The organism is Thermomonas fusca (genome assembly GCF_005862345.1).
Taxonomy (GTDB): domain Bacteria; phylum Pseudomonadota; class Gammaproteobacteria; order Xanthomonadales; family Xanthomonadaceae; genus Thermomonas; species Thermomonas fusca.
Map to the genome: position 1 here is coordinate 100,667 of NZ_SROY01000003.1, position 17,484 is coordinate 118,150.

The following is a 17,484-nucleotide window of genomic DNA, read 5'->3' on the forward strand; positions in this document are numbered from 1 at the left end:
TCAGAACCCTTCCACCCCCGGCTCCCAGGGGTCGGCCTCCAGCAGCATCGCCCGCAGGCCGTCCTCATCCAGTCCCGCCAGCATGGCCATGGCTTCGGCCATGGTCGATACCTGCAACGCGCGGCGCCGGATCATGCCCGACTGCATCGGGCTGAAGACCAGCATGATGTTGCCGTAGGAGCCATCCAGCAGCGCCGCCTGCCAGTGCTGCCCGTGGGAATCCTCGAAACTGCGCATGGCCTGCTATCGCATCCGGAATGATCGGCGACAGTCTAGCCCGGTCGCTGCGCTGAATGCCGCCCAAGAAAAAACCCCGCCGAAGCGGGGTTTTCCGGATTGGTGCCCAAGAGGGGACTCGAACCCCTACGACCTAAATCGCTACCACCTCAAGGTAGTGCGTCTACCAATTCCGCCACCTGGGCAAAATTTTCGGCCTTGCGACCGCGAACCGTGATTCTAAAACGTGTCTCGCCGACCGTCACTCGCCCTGTGCGGGCGCCGGCGGCTGCGTGGCGGCGGGCGGAACCTGCGCGGGCGGAACCTGCGCGGTCGGAACCTGTGCGGTCGGAACCTGTGCGGTCGGCACCTGCGCCGCCGGCTGGGCCGGTGCCGGCTGCTGCGCCATCACGCCGAGATCGGCCTTGGCCGGGCCCTGGCGGGTGGCCTGCCGGCTGGCGTACATCGCCATGCCCATGCTGATCACGAAGAACGTGATCGCCAGCCACTTGGTGCTCTTGCTCAGGAAGTTGGACGCGCCGCGCGCGCCGAACACGGTGGCCGATGCGCCGCCGCCGAAACCGGAGCCGGCCTGCGCGCCGGAACCCTGCTGCAGCAGGACGAAGGCGATGATGGCGATGGCGACCAGCACGTACAGGATCTGGATGAATTGCAGCAACATCTGCGCGTTCTCTATGGGTGTTCAGGCCGCCGCGCGGGCGATGGCCAGGAAGTCCGCGGCCGCCAGCGAGGCGCCACCGATCAGTCCGCCGTCCACGTCGGCCTGATTGAACAGGCTGGCCGCGTTGTCGGGCTTGACGCTGCCGCCGTACAGCAGGGGCAGGGAATCGGCAATTCTAGCATCGAGCGCGGAGATTTGGCTACGAATGAAGGCGTGCACGGCCTGCGCCTGCTCCGGGCTGGCGGTGCGGCCGGTGCCGATCGCCCACACCGGCTCGTAGGCCACCACTGCATCGGCGAACGCGGCCACGCCGGCCAGCGCCAGTACCGGCGCCAGCTGCGCGGCGATCACTTCCTCGGTGCGGCCGGCTTCACGCTCTTCCAGGCTCTCGCCCACGCACAGCACCGGCACCAGCCCCGCGGCCTGCGCGGCGACAAACTTGCGCGCCACCAGCTCGCTGCTTTCGGCGTGGTACTGGCGACGCTCGGAATGACCCACCAGGGTATAGCGCGCGCCGACATCGGCCAGCATCGCCGCCGCCACTTCGCCGGTGTAGGCACCCTTGTCGTGCGCGCTCACGTCCTGCGCGCCGAAGGCCACGCCGTTGCCGTCGAACTTCGCCACCAGCTCGCCCAGGTACGGGTACGGCGGCAGCACCACCAGTTCCACCCCGGCGACACCGGCATCCACGATATCGGCGACCAGCGCATGGGCGAATTCGCGGCTGCCCTGCAGCTTCCAGTTGCCGGCGACGAGTTTGCGACGCATGTGACGCTCCTTACTTCAGCTTGATTTCACGCAGGCGTTCCTGCAGGTAGCCTTCGGCGGTAATCGCTTCCGGATAGCGGCTGGGATTGTCCGGGGTGATGCAGGACGGCAGCACGTCGATCAGGAAATCCGGGTTCGGGTGCAGGAAGAACGGGGTGGAATAGCGCGGCTGGCGCGCCTTCTCGCCCGGCGGGTTGACCACACGGTGGGTGGTGGACGGATACACGTGGTTGGTCAGGCGCTGCAGCATGTCGCCGATGTTGACCACGATGGTGTCGGCATCCGCCGTGAACGGCACCCACTCGCCCTTGCGCGACAGCACTTCCAGTCCTTCCGCGCTGGCGCCCACCAGCAGGGTGATCAGGTTGATGTCCTCGTGCGCGCCGGCGCGCACGTTGGGAATGTCGTCGGTGGTGATCGGCGGGTAGTGGATCGGACGCAGGATCGAGTTGCCCGAGTCGGTCTTGTCGGCGAAATAGTTCTCCGCCAGGCCGATGTGCAGCGCCAGCGCCGACAGCACCTGCGAGCCCAGCGCATCCAGCGACTGGTACAACCCGTAGCCGACCCGCTTGAATTCGGGAATCTCCGCCGGCCACTGGTTTTCCGCCATGTCGGCGGCGTACTTCGAGTCGCGCGCGATCTCGCGGCCGATGTGCCAGAACTCCTTCAGGTCGAAGTGCTTGGAGCCCTTCGCAGTCTCCACGCCGAACGGCGTATAGCCGCGCGCACCGCCGCCGCCCGCCACGTGGTAGCGCTTCTTCACCTCTTCCGGCAGCGCGAAGAACGCCTTGAAGGTGGCGTAGGCCTCGTCGATCTGCGCCTGCGGGATGCCGTGGTTGCGGATGCCGGCAAAGCCCCATTCGCGGTAGGCCGCGCCGAGTTCATCCACGAAGGCCTGGCGGTCGCCGGGGCTGGCGGGGTGGGTGAAACGGCGGATGTCGAAGCTGGGAATCTGCGAAGTCATGGCGTTTTTCCTTCCCGCAGGCGCGGGAGTCACGGCGTCTGGATCAGGCAGCGGCGCGCACGGCGTCGGCCAGCGCGGACAGGGTGGATTCGACCAGCGCGGCATCGTCGGCTTCCACCGTCACCCGCACCACCGGCTCGGTGCCGGACGGGCGCAGGAAGGCGCGGCCGCGGCCTTCGACCGCGCGCTGCGCCTGCGCCAACGCGGCCTGCACGCTGGCCGCTTCGGCCGGCTTGCTGCCGGTTGCAAAGCGCACGTTGACGGTCTTCTGCGGCACCTTGCGCAGGTCCTTCAGCGCATCGGCCAGGCCGATGCCGCGGCGCTGCAGCACTTCCAGCACCTGCAGCGCGCTGACGATGCCATCGCCGGTACCGGCGCGATCCAGGCACAGGATGTGTCCGCTGGCTTCGCCGCCCAGCACGCCGTCGTGGGCCAGCAGCTGCTGGTGGACGTAGCGGTCGCCGACCTTGGCGCGCACGAACGCGATCCCGCGCGTAGCCAGCGCCTGTTCGAAGCCGTAGTTGGTCATCAGGGTGCCGACCACCGGGCCGCGCAGGCGGCCGCTTTCCTGCCAGTCGCAGGCCAGTACGTAAAGCAGGTCGTCGCCGTCGCAGACGCGGCCCTGCGCATCGACGAACAGCACCCGGTCGCCGTCGCCATCGAAGGCGATGCCCAGCTCGGCGCCGCTCTCGCGCACCCGCGCGGCCAGCGCCTCGGGGTGGGTGGAGCCCACGCCTTCGTTGATGTTGACGCCGTTGGGGTCGATGCCGATGGCGTCCACGCGCGCTTCCAGTTCGCGCAACACCAGCGGCGCCAACTGGTAGGTGGCGCCATTGGCGCAGTCCACCACGATGCGCATGCCGCCGAGGTGGAAACCCTTGGGCACCGAATTCTTGCAGGCCTCGACGTAGCGGCCGATGGTGTCGCGGGTGCGCACCGCCTTGCCCAGTTTTTCCGAAGGCACGGTTGCGAACGGCGCGTCCAGCGCGGCCTCGATCGCCAGCTCGGTGGCGTCATCCAGCTTCTCGCCCTGCGCGGAGAAGAACTTGATGCCGTTGTCGTGGTGCGGGTTGTGCGAGGCGGAAATCACGATGCCGCCGTCTGCACGCATCGAGTGGGTCAGGTGGGCCACCGCCGGGGTGGGCATCGGCCCCATCAGCTGCACGTCCACGCCGGCGGCAACGAGTCCGGCTTCCAGCGCCGCCTCGAACATGTAGTTGGAAATGCGCGTGTCCTTGCCGATCACCACCATCGGCTTGCGCCATTCCTGGCGGTCGCACGCGGCGGCCACCAGCGCGTGGCCGTAGGCGTTGCCCAAGCGCAGCACGAAGTCGGCCGAGATCGGGCCTTCGCCGACCCGGCCGCGGATGCCGTCGGTGCCGAAATACCTGCGCGCGCTCACGCCGCCTCCGCGCCGCCGGCCGGGGCCGCACGCTTCATCAGCATCGCCAGCAGGTGCGCCAGCCGCTCGCGCATCTCCCGGCGGTCGACGATCTGGTCCACGGTGCCGTGCTGGAGCAGGAACTCGCTGCGCTGGAAGCCTTCCGGCAGCTTCTCGCGGACGGTCTGCTCGATCACCCGCTGCCCGGCGAAACCGATCAGGGCGCCCGGCTCGGCGATATTCAGATCGCCCAGCATCGCGAAGCTGGCCGACACGCCGCCGGTGGTGGGATGGGTCAACACGGAGATATAAGGCAACCCGGCTGCACGCAGCCGGCCCAGCGCAGCGGAGGTCTTGGCCATCTGCATCAGCGAGAACAGGCTCTCCTGCATGCGCGCGCCGCCGCTGGCGGAGAAGCACACGAACGGGCAGCGCAGTTCCAGCGCGCGTTCGGCGGCCAGGGTGAAACGCTCGCCCACCACCGAGCCCATCGAGCCGCCCATGAAGGCGAAGTCGAACGAGGCGGCGACCAGATCATGCCCGGCGAGCTTGCCTTCCAGCGCGACCAGCGCATCGCGCTCGCCGGTGGATTTCTGCGCAGCCTTGATGCGGTCGGAATATTTCTTCTGGTCCTTGAACTTGAGCACGTCGGTCGGGCCCAGCTCGGCGCCGATCTCGCGCGTCGCGCCATCGTCCAGCAGCGCCACCAGCCGCGCGCGGGCGCGGATCGGCATGTGGAAAGCGCACTTCGGGCAGACCTCGAGGTTCTCTTCGAGTTCGGGCCGGTACAGCACCGAGCCGCAGCGCTCGCACTTTTCCCACAGGCCTTCGGGCACGCTGCGCTTGCGCTCGCTGCCCGCGTCGGTGCGGATGCCGGTGCCCGGCATCAGTTTCTTAAGCCAGCTCATTCGTTTCGATCACCGCAGGTTGCGTCGCGCGCACGATTGCCCACTCCCATCCCGGCCGCGGCCCGGATGGCGCCCAGTCTACTACTCAGGCCGGAACGGCCAGCCCGTCCAGCGCCTCGCGCAGGGGGCGCAGGAATGCGTCCGCGCGCGCGGCGGCATCCACCTCGTCGGCAGCGGCATCCATCGCCGACACCAGCGCACTGCCCACCACCACGCCGTCGGCATGCATCGCCATCGATGCCGCACTGGCGGCATCGCGGATGCCGAAACCGGCGAACACCGGTGCCTTCGCCATCGCCCGCACCTCCGCCAGGTGGCGGCCCGCATCGCCCACGTCCAGGTGCGCCGCACCGGTGACGCCGGCGTAGCTGACGTAATACAGATAACCGTCGGCCTGTTCGCACAGCCGCTGCAGGCGGGCATGCGGCGTGGTCGGCGAGGCCAGCGAGATCAGCGCCAGCCCTTTGTGGGCGAATGCGGCGCGGTATTCCTCGGCTTCTTCCGGCGGCAGGTCGACCAGCAGCATGCCGTCCACGCCGGCCGCCGCCGCATCGGCGGCGAACGCCGCCGCACCGCGGATCTCGACCGGATTCAGATAGCCCATCAGCACCACCGGCGTAGCCGCATCTTGCGCGCGGAACGCGCGCACGCAGTCCAGCACCCAGGCAAGTCCCGCCCCGCGCGCAAGCGCGCGCTCGGAACTGCGCTGGATCACCGGGCCGTCGGCCATCGGGTCGGAGAACGGCACGCCGAGTTCGATCACGTCCGCGCCGGCATGGGCCAGCGCGTGCATGACCGGCACCGTCGCCGCCAGCGACGGATCGCCAGCGGTGATGAACGGCACCAGGCCCTTGCGCCCGGCCGAACGCAGCGCGTCCAGCCGTTGTTGCAGACGGGTCATTCGTTGGCCGCAGCCGGCGCGTCCTTGAGACGGCCGATCTTGACACCGGCAGCCCTGTACTCGTCGGCCAGCTCGGAATCACCGACGTCGATGCCGCGCTCTTCGCCGATGCCGTCGATATGTTCGTTGAGCATGCGGCGGTACATGGTGCTCATGTAGTCGAGGAATGCGGTGCGCTCTTCGGCGGCGGCGATCGGCTTGACGTTGGCCAGGAACACGTGCGAGTTGAAGCGCGCGCTGGCGAACAGCGCGGCCAGGCTGATGTTCTTTTCGCCGTACTTCTGCGCCTGCTTGTTGGTCAGCTCGAGGTACTCGTTGACGCAGTCGAAGAACTGCGGCGGGAACTGGGTGCCGTTCTGCTGTTCGGCCGCGGGCTGGGCCTGCTGCTCTTGCTGAGCGATTTCTTCGGCCATGGCCGGACTCCTGGATAGTTGGGATGAAGTGGAACCGGGCATTCTCGCCGAAACAGGGCCACAGGCCAAATCCGGTCAAATGACGCGGAAGTGGGCAACCTGTCCCGGCGGCCCGTGCCGCGGCGTATGGTCCACCGCGGTAAGGCCGGCCAGCGGCTAGAGCGAGAGCCCCTCGCGGGCGGCGATGGTATGCACGTCCTTGTCGCCGCGGCCGGACAGGTTGCACAGCACCAGCTTGTCGCCGGGCAGCTCGCGCGCCAGCTTGATCGCCTGCGCCACCGCGTGGCTGGATTCCAGCGCCGGCAGGATGCCTTCGGTACGGGTCAGGCGGTGGAAAGCGGCCAGCGCCTCCTCGTCGGTCACGCCCAGGTACTCGGCTCGGCCCATGTCCTTCAGGAAAGCGTGCTCCGGGCCGACGCCGGGATAGTCCAGACCGGCGGAGATCGAATGGGTTTCGGTGATCTGGCCGTCGTCGTCGCAGATCACGTAGGTGCGGTTGCCGTGCAGCACGCCGACCCGGCCCGCCGCCAGCGACGCCGCGTGGCGCCCGGTGTCGATGCCCTCGCCCGCCGCTTCCGCACCGACGATGCGCACGCCCGGATCGTTGAGGAAGGCATGGAACAACCCGATGGCGTTGCTGCCGCCGCCGACGCAGGCGGTGATGGCATCGGGCAGGCGGCCGTATTCGGCCAGCATCTGCGCGCGCGCCTCGCGGCCGACCACGGCGTTGAAGTCGCGCACCATGCGCGGGTACGGGTCGGGGCCGGCCACGGTGCCGATGATGTAGAAGGTGTCGCGCACGTTGGTCACCCAGTCGCGCATCGCCTCGTTCAGCGCGTCCTTGAGCGTGGCCGAACCGCTGGTCACCGGCACCACCGTCGCACCCAGCAGCTTCATCCGGTAGACGTTGATCTTCTGCCGCTCGATGTCGGTGGCGCCCATGTAGACCACGCATTCCAGCCCCAGCCGCGTGGCCACGGTGGCGGAGGCCACGCCGTGCTGGCCGGCGCCGGTCTCGGCGATGATCCGGGTCTTGCCCATGCGGCTGGCCAGCAGCGCCTGGCCGATGGTGTTGTTGATCTTGTGCGCGCCGGTGTGGTTCAGGTCCTCGCGCTTGAGCAGGATCTGCGCGCCGCCGACCTCGCGGCTCAGGCGCTCGGCGTGGTAGATCGGGCTGGGCCGGCCCACGTAGTGCGCCAGGTCCTTGTAGAAGGCGGCGATGAAGGACGGATCGACGCGCGCGGCGTCGTAGGCGTCGGCCAGTTCCTGCAGCGGCCCCATCAGGGTCTCGGCGACGAAGCGGCCGCCGTGGCGGCCGAAGTGGCCGTTGGCGTCGGGCCAGGCGTGGAAATCGATGGGCGCGGCGGGCGCGGCCTGCGGGCTGGAAGTGGTCACGCTGAAGTCTCCGGTGTCGGAACGCGCGCGGCGCAGACGCCGCTGGCGCAGGTCGAAACGAAATGGCGTGCGCCCGGCGGACGGGCGCGCAACAAGCAGCAGCGTTATCTCACCGCGGCCGCAGGCACGCGCCGCCATCGCCGCAGCGAGCGGCCGAAGGGTGCGCGGGGGCGGTTGGAAGTCTTCATGGCGTGGCCATAGCCTACCTGATCGTCGCAGCCGCGGCGTCCGCGTCGGCCGCACGCACGGCCTCCACGAAGCGGCGCATCCGCTGCCCGTCCTTGACCCCCGGCGCCAGCTCGATGCCGCCGGCCACGTCCACGCCCCAGGGGCGCACGGCGCGCACGGCCTCGCCGACGTTGTCCGGGTCCAGGCCGCCGGCCAGCAGCCACGGCCGGTCCAGGTCGGCGGGGATATTGGCCGTCTCCAGCCGCTGCCCGCTGCCACCGGCCGCGCCGGGCGCGTGGCCGTCCAGCACGAAACCGGCCGCATGCGGCCAGCGCGCCCGCAACGTGCCGGCATCCACGCGGGCACCGCCCAACCCCAGCCCCTTGAGGTACGGCAGGCCGAAGTGGCGGCAGAACGCATCGTCCTCGCCACCGTGGAACTGCAGCAGGGTCGGCCGCGCTTCGGCAATCGCCGCGCGCACCTCGCGTTCGTCGTTGTCCATGAACAGCGCCACCAGCGTGACCAGCGGCGACAGCGCCGCGCGCACCGCCGCGGCCCGCGCCGGCGCCACCCGGCGACGGCTGCGCGCGGCGAAGATCACCCCCACCGCATCCACGCCCAGCTCGCAGGCCAGGCGTGCATCGCCGGGACGGGTCAGGCCGCAGAACTTGATGCGGGTGCGGAAGTGCGGGCCGGCCATCGTTTACTCGAAGTCACCGCAGGCTTCCGCCGGCAGGTTCCAGTGCCGCGGATACCTTGGCCCGAGGAACAGCAGCCCCGCCGACGGCGCGGTGGGGCCGGCGACGGTGCGGTCGCGGCCTTCCAGCAGTTCGGCGATCCAGGCCACCGGCCGCTCGCCGCGCCCCACCACCAGCAGCGAGCCGACGATGTTGCGCACCATGTGGTGGAGGAAGGCATTGGCCTGCACCTCCACCACCACCTCGTCGCCCTGCCGGCTGACCACGATGTCCTGCAGGTTGCGGCGCGCATGGGTGGCCTGGCACTGGGCGCTGCGGAAGGCGGAGAAGTCACGCTCGCCGGGCAGCGCCTGCGCGGCTTCGTGCATGGCGTCGGCGTCCAGCGGCATGCGCTCCCACCCCAGGTACTGGCGCTCCAGCCCCGGCCGCGTGCTGCGGTTGAGGATGCGGTAGCGGTAGCGGCGCGCGCGCGCCGAGAAGCGCGCGTTGAAATCGTCGGCCACCGGCACGCACCAGCGCACCGCCATGGTCGGCGGCAGGTTGGCGGTGGTGCCGAGGATCCAGCCGCGCGCGTCGCGCGTGGCCCCGGTGTCGAAATGCACCACCTGGCAGCGCGCGTGCACGCCGGCATCGGTGCGGCCCGAACAGATGGTGTCGATGGACGCGTCGGCCACCTTCGACAGCGCCATCTCCAGCGCCGTCTGCAGGCTGCCGTCGGCCTCCAGCGCACCAGCCGGGCTCAGCCGCTGCCAGCCGGAAAAGCCGCCGCCGTCGTATTCGACCCCCAGTGCCAGCCGCATCGCTTCGCTCTCGCCGGGGCGCCTCAGCCCACCAGCTTGCTGAGCATGCGCGCGGCTTCATCGCTGACCGCTTCGTCGTCATGGTCAAGCAGCTCCAGCAGCAGCTGCTGGGCGGAGAATTCGTCGCCCACGTCAAGGAAGGCGCGCGCCAGCTTGAAGCGCTGCTCGGGGCTGGCCTGCGCGGGCACGGCCGCCGGGCTGGGCAGATCGTCTTCCGCCAGCTGCACCTCTGCGACGGCAACGTCGGTGGCGACTTCCACTGGCGCTTCCTGCTCAGCGACCAACTGTACCGACGGCGCGACCGGCGCTGCCGGCTCGACCTTCATCCAGCTCGAATGCCAGGCGGGCGTCTCCGCCTCTCCCTGAGGCACAACGCGCGATATGTCGATGGTCGCCTCGGCGTGGGCCTTGGGTTCGGTTGCCGGGGATACGTCGATGGGCGCTGCCGCATCGGCAACGTCGGGTGCATCGTCCAGCGGGATTTCCTCGCCCACGTCCTGCTGCACCGGCTCCACCTGATGCAGCGTGGGCGCGGCCATGCCGGCGGCCAGCGCCTCACTGTCGAACACGCTGCGCCGCGGCGCCGGGGCCTGCTTGCGGCGGCCGGCCACCAGCCACGCCAGCAGCGCCAGCGCAACCACGCCCAGGCCACCCCACAGCCACGGCATCATCGCGCCCTTGTCTGCCACTTCGGCGGGCGCGGCCTGCTCGGTGCCGGCCTTGGTGGCGACCGCTGCGGCCTTGGCCTGCGCCGCCTGGTTGCTCGCGGCCAGTCGCGCCTGCGCGGCGGCCAGCTCGCTGTCCTTCAGCGACAGCAGCTTCTGCTGTTCGTCCTTGAGCTTTTCCAGATCCGCCAGACGCTCCTTCAACTCGCCGATCTCGGCCGACTTGGCCGCGATGTCCTCGTCGCGCTGACGCAATTCCTGTTGCAGCATGCTGCCCTCGCCACCGGCGCTGGTGCCGGATTTGTTGCCCGTGGCCTTGCCCGGTGCCGTTGGCGGCACGATCTGCAGGCGCGCTCCTTCCCGCCGCGGCGCTGCCGCCGGGGCCGGCTTGGGCGCTGCAGCCACCGCCGCGGGCTTGACCGCGGGTGTTTTCTCGTTCGCAGCCGGCGCCGGTTTCGGCGCCGCCGGTTTGCTCGCCGCAGTGGCGCTGGCGGCATTCGCTGCCGACGGGGCGTCGGGCTGGCGCACCGCGCGCCGCGCCTGCCGCCACTGGCGGGCCTGCTGGCGCACCACCTGCGCGGCTTCCTCGGCGCCGATCTTCGCCACGTCTTCGCGGCTCGGCACCCGCAGCACCGCGCCGCTGCGCAGGCGGTTGACGTCATCGCCCAGGAAGGCGTCGGGGTTGGCCTGCAGCAGCGCCAGCATGGTCTGCTCGAGGCTGAAACTGCGGCGCAGATCCATGCCGCTGGCGATCTTCGACAGCGATTCGCCCGGCTTGATCGGGCCGTACTGCATGGAATCCGCAGCCGGCTCGGGTTCGAACGCGGGGATTGGCGCCGCCGCAACCGGCGCGGCCCGGTCCGGCTGCGACACCGGCACCGCGCCCGAAGGCGCTGGCGCTTCCACCGGCATCCGCGCAGGCGCAGGCGCGGGTGCAGGCGACGGCCGGTTGGTGGCGGCAACCGGCGCAGGCGCCAGCGGCGCCGGAGCGACCGCCACCCGCTGCGGGCGCTGCACCAGCGCCGGCGCCGGGATTTGCGGCACGCTCACCTGCGGCGGCAGCACCGCGCCGGCGGTATTGGGGGCGTCCATCAGCGCCGAGTACTCGCGCACCAGCCGGCCTGCGCCCCAATCCACCTCGATCAGGAAACTCAGCACCGGCTGTTCGATCGGCCGGATCGTGGTCACGCGGATGACCGGCCGCCCCTTGGCATCGCTGCCGAGACTGAACTGGAGGTCGGCGGCGACACCGCTGGGCGGCGCCAGGCCGACCCGGCGGAAGGTCTCCGGCGAAGCCAGCCGCGCCTGCAGCGCCGCCAGCTCACCGGGGGTGGTGGAGACGATGGGGATTTCCGCCAGCAGCGGCTGGTTGCGCTTGCTCTTGACCTGGATCTGGCCCAGGCCGAGCGCCCACGCATTCCCCGCCGCCAGCAGCAGCGCGGCTGCCACCGCCGTTCGCAATGTTCCGATCACGTGTGCTCCATCCCCCGCCTAGGCGTCGTGACTCTAGCTGCGCGCGGGCTTCGGCGGCAAGCCTTCCGCCACCAGCAGCTCGGCGATCTGCACCGCGTTGAGGGCCGCGCCCTTGCGGATGTTGTCGGCCACCACCCACAGGTTCAGCCCGCGCGGATGCGAAAAATCCTCGCGGATGCGGCCGACGAAGACCGGGTCCTTGCCCGAAGCGTGGGTCACCGGCGTCGGATAGCCGCCGGCCTTGTGCTCGTCCACCACTTCCACGCCGGGCGCTTCGCGCAGCAGCGCGCGCGCTTCGTCCGCGGTGATCTTCTTCTTCGTCTCGATGTTCACCGCTTCGGAATGGCCGAAGAACACCGGCACCCGCACCGCGGTGGGGTTCACCTGGATGGACGCATCGCCGAGGATCTTCTGCGTCTCCCACACCAGCTTCATTTCTTCCTTGGTGTAGCCGTTGGGCTGGAACTCGTCGATGTGCGGGATCAGGTTGAACGCGATCTGCACCGGGAACTTCGACGGCTGCGGGTCCTGGAAACTGAGCAGCGCCGCGGTCTGCCGGCCCAGCTCCTCCATCGCGCTGCGGCCACCGCCGGACACCGACTGGTAGGTGGCCACGTTGACCCGCTCGATGCCGTACAGCTTGTGGATCGGCGCCAGCACCGGCATCAGCTGCATGGTGGAGCAATTGGGATTGGCGATGATGCCGCGCGGGCGGTTGCGCACCTGCTCCGGGTTCACCTCGCTGACCACCAGCGGCACGTCGTCGTCGTAGCGGAAGGTCGAGGAGTTGTCGATCACCACCGCGCCGGCAGCGGCGAACTTCGGCGCGTACTCCTTCGACACCGAACCACCGGCGGAGAACAGCGCGATGTCGACGCCCGAGGGGTCGAACGTCGCAAGATCCTGCACCACCAGCTCTTCGTCGCCGAACTCGACCTTGCCGCCGGCGCTGCGCTCGCTGGCCAGCGCCACCAGCTCGCCAACCGGGAAATCACGCTCGGCCAGGATCGAGAGCATCGTCTCGCCCACCGCGCCGGTCGCGCCGACCACGGCCACCTTGTATTGCTTGCTCATCTGTTGCCTGCCCTGGAAATTGGATGCGGCGCGTGAAAGCGCCTGCGGGGAATGGGGTTTGCCTGCGTATGCCGCTGCGGCGCGCTGCTGCCCGTGGGGGGCGAAGCCAGCGGCGCGCCGCTATCGTTTGGCGTCGGTAATGGAGGTGGTGCCGGCGATGCGCGGCGCGACTTCGCCCACGTCGCCGCACTGCGCGCGGTGGCGCAGCGCCTGGTCCATCAGCACCAGCGCCAGCATCGCCTCGCAGATGGGCGTGGCGCGGATGCCGACGCAGGGGTCATGGCGGCCGGTGGTGACCACGTCGACCACGTTGCCATCCACGTCCAGCCCCTGCACCGGCAGGCGCAGGCTGGAGGTCGGCTTGAACGCCACCGATACCGACACCTGCTGGCCGGTGGAGATGCCGCCGAGGATGCCGCCGGCATGGTTGGACAGGAAGCCCGCCGGCGTCATCACGTCGCGGTGCTCGCTGCCTTTTTGCGCGACGGAGGCAAAGCCGTCGCCGATCTCCACGCCCTTGACCGCGTTGATCGACATCATCGCCGCCGCCAGCTCGCCATCGAGTTTTCCGTAGATCGGCTCGCCCCAGCCCGGCGGCACGCCGTCGGCCACCACCAGCACGCGCGCGCCGACCGAGTCGCCGGATTTGCGCAGCGCGTCCATGTAGGTTTCCAGCTCCGCCACCTGTTCCGCGCAGGGCCAGAAGAACGGGTTGTCCTCGACCGCGCTCCAGTCGTGCGAGCGCGGCACGACATCGCCGATCGCGGTCATGCAGCCGCGCACCGTGACGCCGCGCTGGGCCAGCCACTTCCTGGCGATGACCGCCGCGGCCACGCGCATCGTGGTTTCGCGCGCGCTGGAACGACCGCCTCCGCGCGGATCGCGGATGCCGTATTTCTGCCAGTAGCTGTAGTCGGCATGACCGGGACGGAACTGCGCGGCGATGGCGCTGTAATCCTTGCTGCGCTGGTCGGTATTGCGGATCAGCAGGGCAATCGGGGTGCCGGTGGTGACACCCTCGTACACGCCGGAGAGGATTTCCACCTCGTCCGCCTCGTGTCGCGCCGAGGTATGCCGGGTCTTGCCGGTGGCGCGCCGCGCGAGGTCATGGGCGAAGTCTTCCGGTGCGATGGCGATGCCCGGCGGGCAGCCGTCGAGGACGCAGCCGATGGCCGGCCCGTGCGATTCGCCGAAGGTGGTGACGCGCAGCAGGTGGCCGAAGCTGTTCATCGAATCAGAACAGCCCCGCCGGCGGCGCGCCCGCTTCACGCGCGGCGGCCAGCTGGGTGATGCGGGCGTTGTGCTCGATCAGGTCGGCGCACTCGGCCACGAAGATGCCCATCTGCCCGACCTTGAACTCCACCCACGCCAGCGGCAGCTCCGGCAGCAGCTTGACCAGCGCCTGCTCGGCCTCGCCCACTTCGCAGATCAGCAGGCCGTCTTCCGACAGGTGCAGCGGCGCGTCGCGCAGGATGCGCAGGCACAGGTCCAGGCCGTCATCGCCCGCGCGCAGGCCCAGTTCCGGCTCGTGCGCGTATTCGCGCGGCAGCGCGTCGGTTTCGTCGTTGGTGACGTAGGGCGGGTTGGTGACGATCAGGTCGTAGCGCTCGCCGGCCAGGCCGGCGAACAGGTCGGACTTCAGGAAGCGCACGTTCTGCACGTGCAGGCGCTTCTCGTTCTCGCGCGACAGCGCCAGCGCGTCGTCGCTGATGTCCACGCCGTCCACGTGCCAGTCCGGGTTGTAGTGCGCCATCGCAATCGCAATACAGCCGGAGCCGGTGCACAGGTCCAGCGCGCGGCGCACGTCGCGGTCGCCCAGCCAGGGTTGGAAGCCGGATTCGATCAGCTCGGCGATCGGCGAGCGCGGCACCAGCGCGCGCTTGTCGGACCTGAAGCTCAGGCCGGCGAACCAGGCTTCGCCGGTCAGGTAGCAGGCCGGGATGCGCTCTTCGATGCGGCGCAGGAACAGGCCCAGCACCTCTTCCTTTTCCGCCTCGGTGACGCGGGCGTTGCCGTACACCGGCGACAGGTCGTGCGGCAGGTGCAGGGCGTGCAGGGTCAGCTGGGTCGCCTCGTCCAGCGCATTGTCGAAGCTGTGGCCGAAGCTCAGGCCCGCCGCGTTGAACCGGCTGGCGCCGTAGCGGATCAGGTCGATGATGGTCTGCAGTTCCTGGGACATGGCGGCAACAGCTGGGCAAGGCGCTGAAGTATAGCGGTGGCACCCCGGTATCATGGCGGGCCGCTTCCATGCCAGACGTTCATGTCCCGACGCCTTGTCCCCGTGTTGATCGTCGCCGCCCTCGCCGCCGGGCTGGGGCTGTGGGCCTCGCAGCGCCTGCACGCGCCGGCCGCGCCCGCCCTGCCCGCTACCCGCGCGGTGACCCTGCTGCCCACCCCGCGCGAGCTGCCGGCGTTCGCGCTGCAGCAGGACGGCGGCAAGGTGCTGGACAAGGCGGCGCTGGAAGGCCACTGGACGGTGGTGTTCCTGGGCTTCACCCACTGCCCGGACGTCTGCCCCACCACCCTGGCCGAACTGGCCGGCGCGCAGAAGCAATGGGCGGCGCTGCCCGCGGAGATCCGCCCGCGCGTGCTGTTCGTCTCGGCCGATCCGGAGCGCGACACCCCGCAGCTGGTGGCCCAGTACGCCCGCGCCTTCCACCCCGACTCGCTGGCCGCCACCGCGCCGCTGCCGCAGCTGGAGGCGTTCGCCCGCTCGCTGTCGCTGGTGTTCATGAAGGTGCCCGGCGCCAGCGGCGATCCGGCCGACTACAGCATCGACCACAGCGCCGCGCTGGTGCTGCTGGATCCGCAGGCGCGCATGGCCGGGGTGACCCAGCCGCCGTTCGACGTGAAGGGCATTGCCGCCGACCTTGAAATGCTGACCAAGGCTGCCCGATGAGCCCGATCACCGCCCTCACCTATGTCCTGCCGCACCGCCTGCTGTCCTCGCTGGCGCGGCGGCTGGCCTATTCCACCAACCGCGGGCTCAAGCAGTGGCTGATCGACACCGTCACCCGTCGGTTCGGCGTGGACCTGTCGGAAGCGGCGGAGCCTGATCCCACCGCCTACCCGAGCTTCAACGCCTTCTTCACCCGCGCGCTGAAGCCCGGCGCGCGCACGCCCGACGCCGACCCGCGCGCCCTACTGATGCCGGCGGACGGCCATATCAGCCAGTGCGGGCCGATTGTCGATGGCCGCATCTTCCAGGCCAAAGGCCAGGGCTTCAGCGCCGCCGAACTGCTGGGCAGCGAGATGGACGCCGCGCCGTTCCGCGACGGCAGCTTCGCCACCGTGTACCTGTCGCCGCGCGACTACCACCGCGTGCACATGGCGTGGACCGGCACCCTGCGCGAGACCGTTCACGTACCCGGCCGGCTGTTCTCGGTGGGCACCGACGCGGTGGCCAGCGTGCCCGGCCTGTTCGCCCGCAACGAGCGGCTGGTCTGCCATTTCGATACCGACTTCGGCCCGATGGTGCAGGTGATGGTGGGCGCGCTGCTGGTCTCCGGCGTGGAAACCGTGTGGAGCGGCGTGGAGATCCCCGCCTACGGCGATGCCATCACCCGCAGGGACTACCGCGGCAAGGGCATCACCCTGGAACGCTTCGCGGAAATGGCGCGTTTCAACTACGGCAGCACGGTGATCGTGCTGCTGCCCCCGGGCGTGGCCACGCTCAGCCCCGACCTGCACGCGGAATCCCCCGTGCGTCTGGGCCAGCGTCTGGCCATCCGCGGCTGAGGCGGATCAGCGCGCCGCCCGTTCGAAGCCGAACAGCGCCCCCAGCGGATGCTTGCGGCGCTCGATGATGGCGCGCAGCAGGCCGGCACCCAGCATCGAATAGGTGATGCCGTTGCCGCCGTAGGCCATCGCGAACAGCACCCGCGGGCCGTGCTGCGGGTGCGGCCCGAACCACGGCAGGCCGTCTTCGGTTTCGGCGAAGGTGCCACCCCAGGCGAACGCGGGCGTGACCGGCAGGTGCGGGAGCATGGCGGCGACCCGTTTGGCCAGCTTGCGCGCCCTGCGGTCCACCACGGCATCGCGACGGGCGGGGATATCGATCGCGTCGTCTTCGCCCCCCACCAGCAGGCGGCCGTCGCTGGTGGTGCGCAGGTACAGATAGGGCCGCGCGGTTTCCCAGACCAGCGTGTTGCGCAGCGGGCCCAGCAGGTCCGGGGCGATCGGATCGGTGACGAAGGCATAGCTGCTGCGGTTGACCGCGACCTTCTGGTCGATCAGGCACTGCGCTTCGTAGCCGGTGGCCATCACCAGATGCTTCGCCTTCACGCGGGTGCCGTCGGCGCACTCCAGTTCCACGCCGCGCGCACGCGGGGTGAAGCCCACCACCGTGGTGCGGTCGTGCACCGCCACACCGCGCTGCTCCAGTTTCACCAGCAGGCGGTAGGCCAGGCGGTAGGGATCCACGCGTGCGGCGTCGGCGGACAGGATCGCGGCGGGCGCGTCGAACCCGAAGCGTTCGCGCACCCGCCCGGCATCCATCCATGCGACGTCGAAACCATGTTGCCGCCGTAGTGCGAATTCCGATCGCAGCGACGGCAAGTCGCGCCGGCGGCTTGCGAAATACAGGCTGCGGGCGCGCGCGAAGCCGACGTTGCCGGCGTATCGCGCCACATCCTGCAGACGGTCGATGGCCTCCACGCAGCTGCGGTAGGCCAACACCGCGTCGGCCTCGCCGTAGCGGTCGCGCAGGTCGGTCATGTGGGTGTCTATCTCGTACTGCAGCATCGCCGTGCTGGCGGCGGTACTGCCCCAGCCCACGTCGCGCGCGTCCAGCACGCACACGGAATGGCCATGGTTGGCCAACTCGCTGGCGATCAGGGCGCCGGTGATGCCCGCACCCATGATGGCCACGTCGCAGTGCGTGTCCCGCGCCAGCGGCGGGAAGGCGTGCAGCAGTCCATTGCTGACCGCCCAGAAGGGATAGCCGCTTTTCAGGTCCATGGGATTCGCTGTGCTCCGG

Annotated in this window: 18 protein-coding genes and 1 tRNA gene; 2 read left to right on the top strand and 17 right to left on the bottom strand. The window is 69.9% G+C overall.

Going from position 1 to position 17,484, the window contains the following annotated elements; all coding sequences use genetic code 11:
* The 16 genes from E5S66_RS08335 to prmB form a co-directional block, all read right to left on the bottom strand.
* Entirely contained in the window at positions 1 to 237 is a 237-nt protein-coding gene (locus tag E5S66_RS08335) for a hypothetical protein (protein ID WP_138348809.1), read from the bottom strand.
* A 100-nt stretch (positions 238 to 337) separates the two neighbouring features.
* A tRNA-Leu gene (locus tag E5S66_RS08340) sits at positions 338 to 422 on the bottom strand.
* A 56-nt stretch (positions 423 to 478) separates the two neighbouring features.
* Positions 479 to 898: a preprotein translocase subunit SecG gene (gene secG, locus E5S66_RS08345; protein ID WP_138348810.1), complete on the bottom strand. Its 420-nt coding sequence runs from the start codon at positions 896 to 898 to the stop codon at positions 479 to 481.
* A 21-nt stretch (positions 899 to 919) separates the two neighbouring features.
* Positions 920 to 1,666 (bottom strand): triose-phosphate isomerase, encoded by a 747-nt coding sequence (gene tpiA / locus E5S66_RS08350; RefSeq protein WP_138348811.1) that lies wholly within the window; start codon positions 1,664 to 1,666, stop codon positions 920 to 922.
* 10 nt (positions 1,667 to 1,676) lie between these two features.
* Positions 1,677 to 2,630: an isopenicillin N synthase family dioxygenase gene (locus tag E5S66_RS08355; RefSeq protein ID WP_138348812.1), complete on the bottom strand. Its 954-nt coding sequence runs from the start codon at positions 2,628 to 2,630 to the stop codon at positions 1,677 to 1,679.
* Between the two features lie 43 nt (positions 2,631 to 2,673).
* Entirely contained in the window at positions 2,674 to 4,032 is a 1,359-nt protein-coding gene (gene glmM / locus E5S66_RS08360) for a phosphoglucosamine mutase (protein WP_138348813.1), read from the bottom strand.
* Complete coding sequence (gene accD, locus E5S66_RS08365) at positions 4,029 to 4,919, bottom strand: acetyl-CoA carboxylase, carboxyltransferase subunit beta (RefSeq protein WP_028839071.1); 891 nt, start codon at positions 4,917 to 4,919, stop codon at positions 4,029 to 4,031. Before accD ends, glmM begins: the two co-directional genes overlap by 4 nt.
* 85 nt (positions 4,920 to 5,004) lie before the next feature.
* Positions 5,005 to 5,820, bottom strand: a complete 816-nt coding sequence (gene trpA / locus E5S66_RS08370; protein ID WP_138348814.1) for a tryptophan synthase subunit alpha — start codon at positions 5,818 to 5,820, stop codon at positions 5,005 to 5,007.
* Positions 5,817 to 6,233, bottom strand: a complete 417-nt coding sequence (locus tag E5S66_RS08375) for a DUF3144 domain-containing protein (RefSeq protein WP_171033510.1) — start codon at positions 6,231 to 6,233, stop codon at positions 5,817 to 5,819. Before E5S66_RS08375 ends, trpA begins: the two co-directional genes overlap by 4 nt.
* Before the next feature lie 156 nt (positions 6,234 to 6,389).
* On the bottom strand, positions 6,390 to 7,628 hold the full coding sequence (gene trpB, locus E5S66_RS08380; RefSeq protein ID WP_138348816.1) for a tryptophan synthase subunit beta: 1,239 nt from the start codon (positions 7,626 to 7,628) through the stop codon (positions 6,390 to 6,392).
* A gap of 202 nt (positions 7,629 to 7,830) precedes the next feature.
* The gene (locus tag E5S66_RS08385) at positions 7,831 to 8,496 is read right to left on the bottom strand and encodes a phosphoribosylanthranilate isomerase (protein ID WP_138348817.1); all 666 of its coding nucleotides are present in this window, start codon (positions 8,494 to 8,496) and stop codon (positions 7,831 to 7,833) included.
* Positions 8,497 to 8,499: 3 nt separating this feature from the next.
* A complete protein-coding gene (truA, locus tag E5S66_RS08390; RefSeq protein WP_138348818.1) occupies positions 8,500 to 9,294 on the bottom strand; it encodes a tRNA pseudouridine(38-40) synthase TruA in 795 nt (264 codons plus the stop codon).
* Positions 9,295 to 9,317: 23 nt separating this feature from the next.
* The gene (locus tag E5S66_RS08395) at positions 9,318 to 11,432 is read right to left on the bottom strand and encodes a type IV pilus assembly protein FimV (RefSeq protein WP_138348819.1); all 2,115 of its coding nucleotides are present in this window, start codon (positions 11,430 to 11,432) and stop codon (positions 9,318 to 9,320) included.
* A 33-nt stretch (positions 11,433 to 11,465) separates the two neighbouring features.
* Positions 11,466 to 12,506 (bottom strand): aspartate-semialdehyde dehydrogenase, encoded by a 1,041-nt coding sequence (locus E5S66_RS08400; RefSeq protein ID WP_138348820.1) that lies wholly within the window; start codon positions 12,504 to 12,506, stop codon positions 11,466 to 11,468.
* A gap of 120 nt (positions 12,507 to 12,626) precedes the next feature.
* On the bottom strand, positions 12,627 to 13,736 hold the full coding sequence (gene aroC / locus E5S66_RS08405) for a chorismate synthase (protein ID WP_138348821.1): 1,110 nt from the start codon (positions 13,734 to 13,736) through the stop codon (positions 12,627 to 12,629).
* Positions 13,737 to 13,740: 4 nt separating this feature from the next.
* Positions 13,741 to 14,685: a 50S ribosomal protein L3 N(5)-glutamine methyltransferase gene (gene prmB / locus E5S66_RS08410; RefSeq protein WP_246037187.1), complete on the bottom strand. Its 945-nt coding sequence runs from the start codon at positions 14,683 to 14,685 to the stop codon at positions 13,741 to 13,743.
* A gap of 81 nt (positions 14,686 to 14,766) precedes the next feature.
* Here prmB and E5S66_RS08415 point away from each other — a divergent pair, with 81 nt between their 5' ends.
* A complete protein-coding gene (locus E5S66_RS08415; protein WP_138348823.1) occupies positions 14,767 to 15,405 on the top strand; it encodes an SCO family protein in 639 nt (212 codons plus the stop codon).
* Positions 15,402 to 16,244, top strand: a complete 843-nt coding sequence (asd, locus tag E5S66_RS08420; RefSeq protein WP_138348824.1) for an archaetidylserine decarboxylase — start codon at positions 15,402 to 15,404, stop codon at positions 16,242 to 16,244. Before E5S66_RS08415 ends, asd begins: the two co-directional genes overlap by 4 nt.
* 6 nt (positions 16,245 to 16,250) lie before the next feature.
* On the opposite strand, the gene E5S66_RS08425 is transcribed toward asd, so the two are convergent.
* Positions 16,251 to 17,465 carry an NAD(P)/FAD-dependent oxidoreductase gene (locus E5S66_RS08425; protein WP_138348825.1) on the bottom strand — a complete coding sequence of 405 codons (1,215 nt, stop codon included), beginning with the start codon at positions 17,463 to 17,465 and terminating at the stop codon, positions 16,251 to 16,253.
* Between the last annotated feature and the right edge of the window lie 19 nt (positions 17,466 to 17,484).

Excerpts from the sequence above, each read along its gene's own strand:
- E5S66_RS08335 (WP_138348809.1), bottom strand. The coding sequence starts at position 237 with ATGCGCAGTTTCGAGGATTCCCACGGGCAGCACTGGCAGGCGGCGCTG.
- secG (WP_138348810.1), bottom strand. The coding sequence starts at position 898 with ATGTTGCTGCAATTCATCCAGATCCTGTACGTGCTGGTCGCCATCGCC.
- tpiA (WP_138348811.1), bottom strand. The coding sequence starts at position 1,666 with ATGCGTCGCAAACTCGTCGCCGGCAACTGGAAGCTGCAGGGCAGCCGC.
- E5S66_RS08355 (WP_138348812.1), bottom strand. The coding sequence starts at position 2,630 with ATGACTTCGCAGATTCCCAGCTTCGACATCCGCCGTTTCACCCACCCC.
- accD (WP_028839071.1), bottom strand. The coding sequence starts at position 4,919 with ATGAGCTGGCTTAAGAAACTGATGCCGGGCACCGGCATCCGCACCGAC.
- trpA (WP_138348814.1), bottom strand. The coding sequence starts at position 5,820 with ATGACCCGTCTGCAACAACGGCTGGACGCGCTGCGTTCGGCCGGGCGC.
- E5S66_RS08375 (WP_171033510.1), bottom strand. The coding sequence starts at position 6,233 with ATGGCCGAAGAAATCGCTCAGCAAGAGCAGCAGGCCCAGCCCGCGGCC.
- E5S66_RS08385 (WP_138348817.1), bottom strand. The coding sequence starts at position 8,496 with ATGGCCGGCCCGCACTTCCGCACCCGCATCAAGTTCTGCGGCCTGACC.
- truA (WP_138348818.1), bottom strand. The coding sequence starts at position 9,294 with ATGCGGCTGGCACTGGGGGTCGAATACGACGGCGGCGGCTTTTCCGGC.
- E5S66_RS08400 (WP_138348820.1), bottom strand. The coding sequence starts at position 12,506 with ATGAGCAAGCAATACAAGGTGGCCGTGGTCGGCGCGACCGGCGCGGTG.
- aroC (WP_138348821.1), bottom strand. The coding sequence starts at position 13,736 with ATGAACAGCTTCGGCCACCTGCTGCGCGTCACCACCTTCGGCGAATCG.
- prmB (WP_246037187.1), bottom strand. The coding sequence starts at position 14,685 with ATGTCCCAGGAACTGCAGACCATCATCGACCTGATCCGCTACGGCGCC.
- E5S66_RS08415 (WP_138348823.1), top strand. The coding sequence starts at position 14,767 with ATGTCCCGACGCCTTGTCCCCGTGTTGATCGTCGCCGCCCTCGCCGCC.
- asd (WP_138348824.1), top strand. The coding sequence starts at position 15,402 with ATGAGCCCGATCACCGCCCTCACCTATGTCCTGCCGCACCGCCTGCTG.
- E5S66_RS08425 (WP_138348825.1), bottom strand. The coding sequence starts at position 17,465 with ATGGACCTGAAAAGCGGCTATCCCTTCTGGGCGGTCAGCAATGGACTG.